Source organism: Bacteroides galacturonicus, assembly GCF_003096855.1.
GTDB lineage: Bacteria > Bacillota > Clostridia > Lachnospirales > Lachnospiraceae > Lachnospira > Lachnospira rogosae.
The window spans coordinates 70306-84632 of the sequence record NZ_QEOA01000002.1; the positions used below are offsets into that span (position 1 = coordinate 70306).

The following is a 14327-nucleotide window of genomic DNA, read 5'->3' on the forward strand; positions in this document are numbered from 1 at the left end:
TTGAGAATTTAATTAATGATTTGATGAATAATTTAGTGCAGGAATTAAAGAATAGATAAGCTGACAAGCCTGCACAAATAATGGTAATATTAATAAGAGCCTCCACATATATTGTGAAAAACGATATATGTGGAGGTTATTTTTGTATGGGGGATATTGGACAAATTATAAAAATTCTGCCGCCAGCTCTGGCTGACAAGCTTAGACTGCATACGTTGTCATTTGGCAGGCTCAACGAGCTAAGATTAAGAGTTGGCAGAAATGTAACTTTAATATATGACAATAAAGAGATAATGTATGATATTAAGGTTACCAAGGACTGCATAATGAAAATGCTGGAATTAGCTTCCAATTACTCTATCTATGCGTATGAGCAAAGTTTCAAACAGGGGTTTATTACAATAGAGGGAGGGCATAGGATTGGGATATCAGGACATGCGATTATAGAGAATAATGTCATTAAGAATTTTAATTACATAACCTTTCTTTGTATAAGGGTGGCACATGAGGTTATAGGGTGTAGTAATAAGGTTGTTGATTTCGTATATGGAGGAGGTATTGACCATACGCTTATTATTTCACCGCCGGGTTGTGGCAAGACAACGCTTTTAAGGGATCTTGTAAGAAATATATCTGATAATGACAGGCTTCATATTAATGTAAGTCTTATAGATGAAAGACAGGAGATAGCAGGCTGCTATATGGGAATCCCGCAGAATAATATAGGCAGACGTACAGATGTATATGATGGCTGTCCAAAAGATGCAGGAATGATGATGGCAATCAGGGCTATGTCGCCGGGTATAATAGCTGTAGATGAGATAGGTGGGCAGAATGATGTGCAGGCAATTAAATACTGCATAGCCTGTGGCTGTACGATTATTGCTACAATTCACGGTTATTCGCTTGAAAATGTAATGAACAAGCCTTTTATGGGTGAGCTTATAAGTTCTGATTACTTTAACAAGATAATAATATTGTCAGGAAGAATGGGAAAGGGGACGGTGGAGCAATGTTTAAATTATCGGGAGCAGCACTCATAATAACTGCATGTACATATTATGGCTTTTATTTAAGCAGTAACCTATATATGAGAACACGGATTATACAATCGCTAATAACAGCCCTTCATTATATTAAGGCACAGATAGGTTATGCTTCAAGCACGCTCCCTGACATATTCAGGGATTTATCTGTTAATTCTGATAACTGCTATGTTCAGGAAATGTTCAGTTATGCAGCGAAGACATTAAGTGATGAGGGCATTGTTACATATGAAGCTGTGTGGGAGGTAGCTGTAAATGTACTTAACAGGAGAAAAATATTAAAAAAAGACGAACTTAATGTAATGTATGAATTGTCGCATTTTAATTCGTATATTGATAAAAATATGCAGGTTCAAAATCTGGAATTATCAATTGAAAGGCTCAAAAGAATAAATGAAAATGTGGCAATGGATATTGCACCGAGAATGAAAATCTGCAGGATTGGTGGAATAACAGCAGGAGTGTTTATAGCAATAATGCTGATATGAACACAGCATAATAAAGAATGGGGATGTGTATGGAAATTAATTTGATATTTAAAATAGCTGCCGTTGGAATAATAATCTCTATACTTAATCAGATATTAAAGCATAGTGGAAGAGATGACCAGGCTTTCTTAACAGGGCTTGCAGGACTTCTGCTTGTGCTTTATTGGATACTTCCATACATATTAGAACTGTTTACAACTATGCAGAAATTGTTTGATATGTAAAAGGAGTAACAATTGCTGAAAATATCTATGCTTGCATTATGCACGGTTATAACATCACTGCTTATAAAAAAACAGTCACCGGTAACAGCTTCTGTTATAGGACTTTCGTTATGCCTTATTATTTCAATTAATATAATAAATAACATATCAGCCATAACAGGACAGCTTGGAGTAATGATTTCTTTAACAGGAATTGGTGATGTGTATATAAAGATAATAATGAAGATTATAGGAATAACCTTTATAACGCAGCTTATATCTGATGTGTGTAGGGATAATGGGTTTAACGCGGCGGCATCACAGCTTGAGATTATGTGTAAGATTGCTGTTGCAACAATAAGTATTCCAATTGTACTGTCGCTTATGGAGATGATTAATAAATGTATAAAATAAGATATATATTAATGCACAATAACTGCCCCCAATATATGTTGTCATTATTAAGAAGCATATTTACTGGGCGGAAATATATATTTATGAAACTTAATTATATACTACCGCTATTAAAAAGCGTATTACTAATGTCAGTAATATTAATGCTTGTATACAATAATGCCAATGTGATTAAAGCGGAAACTAACGGACAGGAAACTGTCACGGATACATCTGGCTGGTCTGATTATGATTATAAGGATATTGATAAGATATTAAAAGAAAGCAGTTACAATTCGGTTACCTTTGAGGATATAGTAGACAGCATATATTCGGGTAATTCAACGAGGGATTCGGGTAAGAAGATTGTACAGTATATAACAGAGGTTATAAGCAGTAACCGTAATGATTGTATGAAGATACTTATTTTATGTATATTATCTGCATTTATAAATGTATTTGGCCCATTTTTTAATAAACAGCAGCTTACCGAAAGCACATTAAGTGTTATAGCAATATCTCTTATAACGGTATTGTTTATTGTGTTCATACAGGCTTCGGATACAGCCAGCAGCACTCTTACATCGATTATTAATCTTTATAAAGCAATCAGTATGGTGTTCCTGCCGGCAATAAGTGCTTCTGGTGCAATAATGAGTAAAGCTGTGTATTACCAGATAATAATTGCTATGATTGCGGTCAGCAATATATTTTTTAAAAATATATTATTAAAAACAAATAAAATATATCTCATAATTTCGTTATGTGACTGTATAGACAAAGAAGCACATATGGATAAGGCGTGTAACCTTATTAAAAAAGGGGTGAAATGGTGCTGCTATACGATACTTACAGTGTTTATTGGACTTAATGCAATTAAGAGCATATTAACACCTGTTCAGGACACGGTTAATTCTAAAGGTATATTTATGGGGATAAGCCTTATACCTGGTATAGGTGACACAGCACAGGTGTTATCCAATACGATACTTTCATCTTCTGCATTAATAAAAAATGCAATCGGTGTGTCGGGAATTATTGCTATTGTTATGTGTATGTTCTTTCCGTTGCTGCGGATTGGTCTTCTTGCGGTTATATATCAGGGGATTGCTGCAGGACTACAGCCAATAAGTGATAAGAGAATGGTAAGGGCAGTCAGTTCGCTTGGGCAGGCACTTGGAATGATTGTATATATTATGATGATTACACTTGTCCTGTTTATATTAACAATAGCAATTATATGTGTTGCAACTAACTGTGTATCAGTATGAAAGGAGGCACAATGAAACTGTATTCGTGGCTTAGGGCATTGCTCATATTTATGGTTATGTCGGCTGTATTAACGAATATTATTCCACCCAGGTATGAGGGCAGCTATAAGGTGGTAATGAGGCTTATATTCCTTATGATTTTATTAAAGCCTGTACTTCTGCTTTTATTTAATGAGGAATATATAACTGACAGGGTAAATACATTGTATAATGATTATAGTAAAAACATTGCAGGCTATTCAAGTTCGTATACTGGTGATAGCAGCCTTCAATCAGACTATTACAGCTATGTGAGCAATGCAGTAAAACAGACAGTTATAAGCAGGGTGTTAAATATAGCAGAGGAGTGCAAAGTTGAAGTTAATAATGTAAAGGTTGAATTAAACGATAAGAGCATATTGAATAAATCAGACACCGATTATTCATCTGTAATTACAGGGATTGATATATCAGTAAAAAACAAAAAAAGTGTTTCAAGTTTGGAAAGCACACAGAATGCTAAAACGGCTTTGAATAAATCGGACATAGAGCAATTCGCTAAAATGGTAGCGGATAATTTTAGTATAGATGAAATACTTATCAATATACATTAAGCCAGGTACAGAGAATATTTCGTATTCCGATGTTCAGGACGGAAAGGAGAATTATTATATTTAATTATGAAAATATATTGAATAAATTAGGCAAAGATAAAATATTAATAGTAATACTAGCAGGCATACTGCTTATGGTTATATCAATTCCTGTAAAAGACAGACAGACTGTATCAGAAAACACAACATCTAATCAGGAAAGCGGTGAGGCCACACAGAAAATGTATGAGGAATATGTAGAGAAAAGATTAGAAGATACCTTATCTGATGTTGAGGGGGCAGGAAAGGTTAAAGTTATGGTCAGTCTTAAGAATTCGTCTGAAAAGATACTTGCCAAGGATACAGATTATTCTGATGAAGAAGTTAATGGGAATAATGATGAGAATTCCAATAGTACGCAAAAAACAGAGACACACATTTTTTATGATACAGCTAATGGTAATACGCCATATGTAGTAATGGAGAATATGCCTGTTATTGAAGGTGTGATAATAGTATGTGAGGGTGGTGATAATAAAGAGCTTGTAAGTGAGATTACGAATGCTGTATATGGGCTTTTAAATGTTCCTGTACATAAAATCAAAGTAATGAAAATGTCTTAAATATGGAGGTTTTTTGTGAAAAGAGTTAAGAAAAATCAGGTTATTATTACAGCACTTGCTATTATGATAGCTGTTGCGGGATATATTAATTATGCAGGAAACATTTCAGATATAATATCTGTCAGCAGTAAGAGCGGCAGTAAAGTTGTCAATACATCAACAGATGATACAATATTTACAGAGGAAGAACCAGATGATGAGAGTCTTGAAGAACCGGGGAGTGTTATACTTACATCAGGACAGGGCGTGTCTTCAAGTGTAATCTCTGAAGCTAAGCTTAACAGAGAACAGATACGTGCCAAGAATACAGAAAATCTTACTAATATAGTCAATGATACAGCAATCGATAAGGCTTCAAAGACAGAGGCGATAAATGAACTTGCCAAAATTGCAGAATATTCAGAAAAAGAGGCAGCTATTGAGTTGTTATTAGAGGCAAAGGGATTTAATGATGTGGTGGCTTCAGTGGCAGAAGACAGCGTTGATATTGTAATTAACCAGCAGACATTAGAAAACAGCCAGAAAGCTCAGATTGAAGATATAGCAAAGAGAAAGACAGGGGTTACATCGGATAAAATTACCATTAACGTTATTAAGTAACTTATCATTGCATTTATTTATATTTTTTATTATAATAGATTAAAGATTACGTTAATAACAGTCAGGAGGGCATTATGACAAAAGAGTTTGAAGATAGAGGTAATACTTATACAATTCACGAAAGCAAGGATATTGGCGAAGTAAGAGTTGCAGATGAGGTTGTTGCTATTATTGCAGGTCTTGCTGCTACAGAGGTGGAAGGCGTTGAGAGTATGGCTGGCAACATCACTAATGAACTTGTAAGCAAGCTTGGAATGAAGAATTTATCTAAGGGTGTTAAGGTTCACGTTGGTGAGAATGATGTGACAGTCAATCTTGCACTTAATATTAAATATGGCTGTGAGATACCTAAGGTATCAGCCACAGTACAGGACAGAGTTAAGACAGCAATCGAGACAATGACAGGTCTTGAAGTATCAGAAGTTAATATTAAGATTGCTGGCGTTAATATTGACAACTAAGTACAGTAAGCTTTTGGGACTGTCCTTAATGGGCAGTCCTGTTTGAGTAATTAATTGATGAGAGGATTCCTATGACAAGATCAGAAATGAGAGAACACGTTTTTAAGCTTATATTCCGTGTTCCTTTCCACGATAAGAATGAATTAAGAGAACAGATTGACTACTATTTTGATGATTTGACAGATGTCAATGAGAAAGATTACGAATATATTAAGAATAAGGCACTTCTTGTATGTGAATTAAGCGATGAGCTTGACGAGAAGATTAATTCGGTATCAGAAGGCTGGCCGGTTGACCGTATTGGTAAGGCAGAGCTTGCTATTATGCGGCTTGCAGTCTATGAGATGCTTTATGATGATGATATTCCTGTTAATGTAGCTATTAATGAGGCTGTAGAGTTAGCTAAAAGTTATGGCTCTGATGATAATGCAGCATCATTTGTCAATGGTGTTCTTGCAAAGCTTGTATAATAACCTTTTGCTGAATTAAAGAGCATAATAAAGAGATTAAGAAAGAGGAACGATGGCTGGAGTATATACTGTAACACAGATTAATTCCTATATTAAGAATATGTTTAGACAGGATTTTGTACTTAATCGTATTCAGATAAAAGGGGAAATATCTAATTGCAAGTATCATACATCCGGTCATATTTATTTTACTTTAAAAGATTCGGGTGGAACGATTGCAGTTGTTATGTTTGCCTCTTATGCATCAAAGCTTGATATAAAGCTTGAAAATGGAATGTCTGTTGTAGTAGATGGCAGAATTGATATATATGAACGTGATGGCAGGTATCAGTTGTATGCCGTTAATATTACCGAAAGTGGTATGGGGGATTTATATAAGAAGTTTGAACAATTAAAACAGCAGTATGATGATATGGGATATTTTGATTCATCATATAAGCGCCCGATACCACGTTTTGCAAGAAAGATAGGAATTGTAACAGCTTCAACAGGGGCTGCTATACACGATATAATGAATATATCACACAGGCGCAATCCGTATGTAAGTCTGTATCTGTATCCTGCATTAGTTCAGGGCGAATATGCCAAGTACAGTATTGCCAAGGGAATAGCTGTGCTTGATAAGTTCGGGGTGGATTGCATTATTGTTGGACGTGGAGGAGGTTCACTTGAAGACTTGTGGGCATTTAATGAACCAGAGGTTATAGAGGCAGTATTTAGCTGTAATACACCGGTTATATCAGCGGTTGGGCACGAAACAGATTTTACAATCACAGACTTTGTGGCAGATTTAAGAGTTCCAACACCATCTGCCGCTGCAGAGTGTGCAGTATTTGATATGGTACAGGTTGATGATTATATGCAGGCATACAAGAGACGTTTAAGAAATGCTCTGGATAATGTATTTGCCAGATATAAGAACAGGGCAGAGAAGGACAAGCTTTCTTTGCAGATATACAATCCTATTAACCAGATATATGAAAGAAGACAACGTCTTATTCATATAGAGGATATATTAAATAACCAGATGACACAAGCAGTGGAACGCTACAGGCAGAAGCTGTCATTAGCTGCGTACAGACTTGATAATGTAAGTCCTTTAAAGAAGTTTGACAAGGGCTACAGCTATGTAGAGAATAATAAACAGAGAGTACAGTCGGTTAACGATGTATCAGTAGATGATTTGTTAACGCTTTATTTAAAAGATGGTACTGTGACAGCTAAGGTCATAAATATTGATAATGTTTAATGAGGTATAATTAATGGCAAAGGCTTCTAATCTTGAAGATACATTTAATAAGCTTGAGGCAGTTCTTAATGAAATGGAACAGGGCGAGCTTACATTAGATGAGTCTTTTAAAAAATATAAAGAAGGTATGGAATTACTCAATAAATGTAATACTATGCTTGATAAGGTTGAAAAACAGATTGTTATAATTGATGATAATGGGGTGGTGGATAATAATGAATAATTTCAAAGAACAGTTAAGCAAAGAGACCTCCTGTATAGATAATATAATAGAAAAGTACCTGCCAGAAGCTAAGGGACACGCAGAATATATTAAATCTGCGATGGATTACAGCGTGGAAGCTGGCGGCAAGAGAATAAGACCAATGATTATGCTTGAAACTTACAAGTTGTGTAATGGTACTAACGAGGAAGAATTGTATCCATTTATGGCGGCTCTTGAGATGATACACACTTATTCTTTGGTGCATGATGATCTTCCTGCTATGGATAATGATGACTATAGAAGAGGAAAGCTTACAACACATAAGAAATTTGGTGAAGATTTTGGAATATTAGCGGGTGACGGACTTTTGAATCTTGCGTATGAAACAATGCTTTCAGCTATACATAAAGCAGCAAAGACAGGTGATGCACAGGCTGTATTAAGATATTCTGCTGCCGCAGATGTGATAGCTAATAAGGCTGGTGTTGATGGTATGGTCGGAGGACAATCGCTTGATGTAATGCTTACAGATAAGCCGATGAATGAAGAACAGCTTGATTACATTTTCAGATTAAAGACGGGTGCTCTTATAGAAGCAGCATTTATGGCTGGTGGAATTATTGCAGGTTGTGATGAAAATGTCACTAAGCTTCTTGAGGAAACAGGTTATAATATAGGCTTCGCATTTCAGATTAAGGACGATATTCTTGATGTTACAAGCACACAGGAAGTACTTGGAAAGCCTGTGTTAAGTGATGAGAGAAATAATAAAACAACATATGTTACACTTTATGGAATGGAAAAAGCAGAAAAAGATACTGCTGATATGTCTGTAAAAGCATTGGAAACACTCAAAACTATTGGACATAACGAGTATCTGGAGGATTTAATCACAATGCTTATACATAGGGATAGGTAATCGTGTGAAAGAGGTTAATTATGATACTTGAGAAAATCAATAAACCTAACGATATTAAGAAATTATCACCAATAGAATACAACCAGCTTGCTGATGAGATACGCCAGTTTCTTATTGATAAGATAAGTGTCACAGGCGGACATCTGGCTTCTAATCTTGGCGTTGTGGAGCTTACTATGGCACTTCATATTGTATTTAATCTTCCAAAGGACAAGCTTATATGGGACGTAGGACATCAGTCATATACGCATAAGATACTTACAGGAAGGAAAAATCAATTTGATGAATTAAGAAAATTCGGCGGTATGAGCGGCTTTCCTAAGAGAAATGAAAGTGATTACGATGCTTTTGATACAGGTCACAGCTCGACATCAATATCAGCAGGACTTGGAATTGCTATGGCAAGAGATGTACAGCACGAAGATTACAGTGTAGTTTCTGTTATAGGTGATGGTGCACTTACAGGTGGTATGGCATATGAAGCTTTAAATAATGCTTCAGGTATTAAGGGTAATTTTGTGATTATACTTAATGATAATACAATGTCAATTTCTAAAAATGTCGGCGGCGTATCCAATATGCTTAGTGAAATACGTTCGTCAGACTCTTACTATGATTTAAAAGAGAATATAGGCAATGTATTATATAAGCTTCCTAAAGGGGACAAGGTTGTAAAGCTTATCCAGAAGACAAAGTCGAATCTAAAGCAGGTGATTCTTCACGATTCGATGTTTGAAAGTATGGGTATATATTACCTTGGACCAGTTGACGGACACGATATGGATAAGCTTATCAAGATACTTACAGTTGCAAAAAGAATAAATGGACCTGTGCTTGTCCACGTTGTTACGCAGAAAGGACGTGGTTACAAGCCGGCAGAGCGCAATCCAAGCAAGTTTCATGGTATTGGACCATTTGATGTGGCGACAGGTATGGAGATTAATAAATCTGACCGGCCAACATATTCGCAGGTGTTCTCTAATTCTATATGTGAAATAGCCAAGAAAGACAGGTCTGTATGTGCTATTACAGCGGCTATGCCAGACGGAGTTGGGCTTGCTAAGTTCTCAAAGTGGTTTCCGGATAGATTTTTTGATGTCGGAATTGCTGAGGCTCACGCTGTAACATTTGCGGCAGGATTGTCAGCAGGCGGATTAAAACCAGTGTTTGCGGTTTATTCTTCATTTTTACAGAGAGCTTATGACCAGATATTACATGATGTGTGTATACAACAGCTTCACGTTGTGTTTGCAATAGACAGGGCAGGACTTGTTGGAAGTGATGGAGAGACACATCAGGGGATATTTGATATATCATTCCTGTCATCAATACCTAATATGACTATTATGGCACCAAAGAATGATTATGAATTAAAGTCATCACTTGAGTTCGCTCTGGAAGAATTTAATGGGCCGATAGCTATAAGATATCCAAGAGGCGAGGCAGTTGTCAGATTTCGCGAATTTAATGCACCGGTTGAATACGGCAAGGCTGAGCTTATGTATGAAGAAAGTGATATAGCAATTCTTGCACTTGGAAGTATGGTTGATACAGCATTTAATGTAAGGGAAAGACTTAAAGAGCAGGGCTATAACGTGACACTTGTAAATGCACGTTTTGTAAAGCCTATAGACAGTGCAATGATTGATAAAATAAGCACAACACATAAGCTTATAGTAACACTTGAAGAGAATGTATCATCGGGCGGATTTGGGCGTGCAGTCTGTCAATATATCAATGATAAAGAACTTCATAACTATGTGCTTGACATATCACTTCCTGATGATTATATAGAACACGGAAGTGTTGATATATTACGGCGTGAGACAGGAATAGATGAAGATACAATTGTTAAACGTATAACAGCAGTTTATAATAATATTGGAGATAATAATAATGAGCAGTAAAGAAAGATTAGATGTTCTGTTAGTGAACAGGGGGCTTGCTGATTCCAGGGAAAAGGCAAAGGCTATAATTATGTCTGGAAATGTATATGTTGACGGACAGAAGGAAGATAAAGCTGGGTCATCATTTAATGAGACTGTTAATATTGAGGTAAGAGGCAATACACTTAAGTATGTAAGCCGTGGCGGGTTAAAGCTTGAAAAAGCTATGGAGAATTTTGATGTAACGATTGAAGGGAAAATATGTATGGATGTTGGTTCATCAACAGGTGGTTTTACAGATTGTATGCTTCAGAATGGTGCTGTTAAAGTATATTCTGTTGATGTAGGACACGGACAGCTTGCTTGGAAGCTTCGTAATGATGAGCGTGTTGTATGTATGGAAAAGACTAATATACGATATGTAACACCGGAAGATATTGCGGATAAGATAGATTTTTCAAGCATTGACGTATCATTTATATCGCTTACAAAGGTGCTGCTTCCAGTGAAAAATCTTCTTACAGATGACGGGCAGATAGTATGTCTTATAAAGCCACAGTTTGAAGCTGGAAGAGAAAAGGTTGGTAAACACGGTGTTGTAAGGGATAAGGCGGTACACATCGAAGTTATAGAAATGGTTATTAATTATGCAATTTCAATTGGATTTGAGATACTTAACCTTGAATTCTCGCCAGTTAAGGGTCCGGAAGGAAATATCGAATATCTTCTTCATTTACAGAAACATATAGAAGGAACCTATGATAATATTCCTTTCACAATACAAAATATAGTAGACAAAGCCCACGAAACATTGTAATATATTCATATAGATATTAATATTAATTTAAAGTATAGAGGCGTTAATGAAATCTTTTTACATAGTCACGAATACAACTAAAGATCCAGACCTTGTATATACAAACAGTATTCTGGATTATCTTAACAAGCACAATGTAAGCTGTATATATAATCCTGACTCGGCAGATGTAGAACATACTGATTATTGTTATACGAATGCTGATATTGTGCCAGATGATACAGAATGCATAATTGTTCTTGGTGGGGATGGTACGCTTATACAGGCGGCAAGAGACCTTAATTCTAAGAATATACCTCTTCTTGGTGTTAACATAGGAACGCTGGGGTATCTTACTGATACAGATATGAACACAGTGTATGATACCCTTGAAAGCCTTATTAATGACTGTTATGAGATAGATACAAGGATGATGCTTGATGGAAAGATATACCGTGATGACGAGCTTATATATGAAGATGTAGCACTTAATGATGTAGTTCTTAGCAGAAGGGGAATATTAAGGGTTATAGATTTTGATATATATGTCAATGGAGAATATCTTAATTCGTTCGCGGCAGACGGAGTTATAGTATCTACGCCGACAGGTTCTACAGCTTATTCTTTATCGGCAGGCGGACCAATTGTCCAGCCGAATGCACATCTTATAATGATTACACCAATATGTGCACATACACTTACTCAGAGAAGTATAATATTTGAACAGAATGATGAGATTGTAATACAGATGAATGATAATAAGAAATTATCAGAAGAAAGAGTAGCTACATATGATGGAGAAAGCTATTGTAATGTCATAACAGGGGACAGAGTTGTTATTACCCGTTCTGATAAGACAGCACGGCTTATAAAGACAAGCAGAATTTCTTTCCTTGAAAGGATAAGGAATAAAATGTAGCCGGAATAGGAGAAGAAAAGTGAAATCAGACAGACATAAAAAAATATTAGAACTTATAGCTGATAATAATATAGGAACTCAGGAAGAGCTTGCTGATGCACTTAATAAAGCAGGATATAATGTGACTCAGGCGACTGTTTCAAGGGATATAAGAGCACTTAATCTTACCAAGGTCACAATTGACGGGGTTAATCAGAAGTATACAACTCTTTCACATAGCAGTCCTGTACCTAATGACAAATATATAAGAGTGCTAAAGGAAGGCTATCTTTCTATGGATATGGCACAGAATATTCTTGTTATAAGGACTGTTCCGGGTATGGCAATGGCGGTGTGTGCGGCACTGGATGCACTTAAGCTTGATGAGATAGTTGGTTCTATTGCAGGTGATGACACTATTATGTGTGCTGTAAGGACTGTTAAGGATACTGTAAATGTTTCTAATAAACTTAAGAAACTTATAAAGGCATAGTATTATAAAGATATAGTATCAGAGGAGGAATATGTTATCTAATTTACATGTTAAGAATCTTGCACTTATAGAAGAAGAAAATATTGATTTTGAAGAGGGGCTTAATATTCTGTCAGGAGAGACAGGTGCAGGTAAGTCTATTATATTGGGTTCTATTAATGCGGCACTAGGTGCCAAGACATCGCCTGATTTTATAAGAACAGGTGCAGAATATGGACTTTCAGAACTGCTTTTTAATATTGAAGATGATAATGTAGTTGAACGCATAAAAGAGCTTGGAGTTATAGATATTGAGAATGGTGAACTGCTTATTTCAAGAAAGATAACACCAACACGTTCGCAGATAAAGGTTAATGGACAGAATTTTACGGCGGCACAGACACAGAAGCTTGCACGCTATCTTATAGATGTTCATGGACAGCACGATAACCAGATACTTATGGATGATGCTAATCATCTGACGGTTGTAGATACATTCTGTGCTGATGAAATAGCTGAATTAAGAGAGGCTATGGAAGAGGCATATAAAGATATGGTTAAAGCAAAGAAAGCGTTAGAACTTATTGATAAGGATAAAGATGAACTTCAAAAAGAGATAGCATTTCTTGAGTATGAAGCTAATGAGATACAGACGGCCGATATACAGCCAGATGAAGATGAGGAGCTTGAAGCAAGATATCATAAGCTTAATAATTACCAGAAGATTACTAATGAGCTTTCGTATGCAGATATGCTTTTGAATTCAGGTAATGATAATATAAGTGATATGATAGGAACTGCATTAAAGTCACTTATAGCAGCAAGTGAATATGATGATGTATTGAAAGAGTGCTGTGATACTTTGTCTGATGCTGAAGGACTTATTCGTGATGCCGGACACAGTATCAGTTCATATATAGAGAACTCTGAATATGATCCAAGAGAGTTTAGCGAACTACAGGAAAGACTTGATCTTATTAATAATCTTAAGAACAAATATGGAAGTTCAATAGAGGCTATTAATGATACCTTAAAGGCTGTTAATGCGAAGCTTGCAGATTATTACAATTTTGATGAGCTTATAAGCAGAAGGAAAAAAGAGTATGAAGAAGCATGCTGTAAGGCGTGGGATATAGCCCAAAAGCTAAGTTCCATAAGACAGCAGGCAGCAGTAAAGCTTGCAGAGCAATTCATAGCTTCTTTAAAGAATCTTAACTTTTTAGATGTAAAGTTCAGAATAGATTTTGCTAAAGAACCATCTTTATCTTCAAAGGGCTGTGATAATGTAAGATTTATGATATCAACGAACCCTGGTGAGAATTTAAAGCCATTATCAAAGATTGCTTCGGGTGGTGAACTTTCAAGAATTATGCTTGCCATAAAGACAGTTATGTCAGAAGATGCAGATAAGACACTTATATTTGATGAGATTGATGCAGGTATAAGTGGTAAGACGGCTTCAAAGGTATCTAATCAGCTTGCAAGGCTTTCGTTATCGCATCAGATAATATGTATAACACATCTGCCACAGATTGCGGCTATGGCAGATGCCCATTACATAATAGAAAAGAGTGTACACGATAATAAGACCTACAGTAATATCCAGAGGGTCGCAGGAGATGATAGTCTTAATGAAATTGCCAGAATGTTATCCGGTGAGACACTTACAGACTCTGTGCTTGAGAATGCCAAAGAATTAAAGATTATGGCTGATAAAGTGAAATCAGAGTTGTGATTTTTAGATATAGTTATTATAATAATTATATCTGGAACAG

At 36.0% G+C, this 14327-nt stretch carries 18 protein-coding genes; all 18 read left to right on the plus strand.

The genetic code is table 11. The features are described 5' to 3' along the window. The first annotated feature begins 146 nt into the window (after nt 1-146). The 18 genes from spoIIIAA to recN all read left to right on the plus strand — a co-directional run bounded on the left by spoIIIAA (nt 147) and on the right by recN (nt 14287). A complete protein-coding gene (spoIIIAA, locus tag C7390_RS00325; protein ID WP_318255867.1) occupies nt 147-1043 on the plus strand; it encodes a stage III sporulation protein AA in 897 nt (298 codons plus the stop codon). After that, complete coding sequence (locus C7390_RS00330) at nt 1013-1534, plus strand: stage III sporulation protein AB (RefSeq protein ID WP_055306632.1); 522 nt, start codon at nt 1013-1015, stop codon at nt 1532-1534. Before spoIIIAA ends, C7390_RS00330 begins: the two co-directional genes overlap by 31 nt. Nucleotides 1535-1563: 29 nt before the next feature. Continuing rightward, a complete protein-coding gene (gene spoIIIAC, locus C7390_RS00335; RefSeq protein ID WP_022503169.1) occupies nt 1564-1758 on the plus strand; it encodes a stage III sporulation protein AC in 195 nt (64 codons plus the stop codon). A gap of 12 nt (nt 1759-1770) precedes the next feature. Next, nucleotides 1771-2151, plus strand: coding sequence for a stage III sporulation AC/AD family protein (locus tag C7390_RS00340; protein ID WP_022503170.1), 381 nt, complete (start codon nt 1771-1773; stop codon nt 2149-2151). Between the two features lie 128 nt (nt 2152-2279). Beyond that, a complete protein-coding gene (locus tag C7390_RS00345) occupies nt 2280-3401 on the plus strand; it encodes a stage III sporulation protein AE (protein ID WP_318255868.1) in 1122 nt (373 codons plus the stop codon). Nucleotides 3402-3412: 11 nt separating this feature from the next. Continuing rightward, complete coding sequence (locus C7390_RS00350; protein WP_055306630.1) at nt 3413-3994, plus strand: stage III sporulation protein AF; 582 nt, start codon at nt 3413-3415, stop codon at nt 3992-3994. Nucleotides 3995-4128: 134 nt separating this feature from the next. Continuing rightward, entirely contained in the window at nt 4129-4596 is a 468-nt protein-coding gene (locus C7390_RS00355; protein WP_022503173.1) for a hypothetical protein, read from the plus strand. A 15-nt stretch (nt 4597-4611) separates the two neighbouring features. Beyond that, complete coding sequence (locus tag C7390_RS00360; protein WP_022503174.1) at nt 4612-5196, plus strand: SpoIIIAH-like family protein; 585 nt, start codon at nt 4612-4614, stop codon at nt 5194-5196. A gap of 74 nt (nt 5197-5270) precedes the next feature. After that, nucleotides 5271-5657 (plus strand): Asp23/Gls24 family envelope stress response protein, encoded by a 387-nt coding sequence (locus tag C7390_RS00365; RefSeq protein WP_116443389.1) that lies wholly within the window; start codon nt 5271-5273, stop codon nt 5655-5657. A 71-nt stretch (nt 5658-5728) separates the two neighbouring features. Continuing rightward, nucleotides 5729-6127 (plus strand): transcription antitermination factor NusB, encoded by a 399-nt coding sequence (nusB, locus tag C7390_RS00370; RefSeq protein WP_022503176.1) that lies wholly within the window; start codon nt 5729-5731, stop codon nt 6125-6127. A gap of 52 nt (nt 6128-6179) precedes the next feature. Beyond that, the gene (gene xseA / locus C7390_RS00375; protein ID WP_022503177.1) at nt 6180-7376 is read left to right on the plus strand and encodes an exodeoxyribonuclease VII large subunit; all 1197 of its coding nucleotides are present in this window, start codon (nt 6180-6182) and stop codon (nt 7374-7376) included. Between the two features lie 13 nt (nt 7377-7389). Beyond that, the gene (gene xseB / locus C7390_RS00380; RefSeq protein WP_022503178.1) at nt 7390-7599 is read left to right on the plus strand and encodes an exodeoxyribonuclease VII small subunit; all 210 of its coding nucleotides are present in this window, start codon (nt 7390-7392) and stop codon (nt 7597-7599) included. Beyond that, on the plus strand, nt 7592-8500 hold the full coding sequence (locus C7390_RS00385; RefSeq protein ID WP_022503179.1) for a polyprenyl synthetase family protein: 909 nt from the start codon (nt 7592-7594) through the stop codon (nt 8498-8500). Before xseB ends, C7390_RS00385 begins: the two co-directional genes overlap by 8 nt. A gap of 20 nt (nt 8501-8520) precedes the next feature. Beyond that, nucleotides 8521-10407 (plus strand): 1-deoxy-D-xylulose-5-phosphate synthase, encoded by a 1887-nt coding sequence (gene dxs / locus C7390_RS00390; RefSeq protein WP_022503180.1) that lies wholly within the window; start codon nt 8521-8523, stop codon nt 10405-10407. After that, the gene (locus C7390_RS00395) at nt 10397-11203 is read left to right on the plus strand and encodes a TlyA family RNA methyltransferase (RefSeq protein ID WP_022503181.1); all 807 of its coding nucleotides are present in this window, start codon (nt 10397-10399) and stop codon (nt 11201-11203) included. Before dxs ends, C7390_RS00395 begins: the two co-directional genes overlap by 11 nt. Nucleotides 11204-11249: 46 nt before the next feature. Next, nucleotides 11250-12101 (plus strand): NAD(+)/NADH kinase, encoded by an 852-nt coding sequence (locus C7390_RS00400; protein ID WP_022503182.1) that lies wholly within the window; start codon nt 11250-11252, stop codon nt 12099-12101. A 19-nt stretch (nt 12102-12120) separates the two neighbouring features. Then, complete coding sequence (argR, locus tag C7390_RS00405; protein ID WP_022503183.1) at nt 12121-12573, plus strand: arginine repressor; 453 nt, start codon at nt 12121-12123, stop codon at nt 12571-12573. Between the two features lie 31 nt (nt 12574-12604). Further along, nucleotides 12605-14287 carry a DNA repair protein RecN gene (recN, locus tag C7390_RS00410; RefSeq protein ID WP_116443390.1) on the plus strand — a complete coding sequence of 561 codons (1683 nt, stop codon included), beginning with the start codon at nt 12605-12607 and terminating at the stop codon, nt 14285-14287. Nucleotides 14288-14327 lie beyond the last annotated feature (40 nt).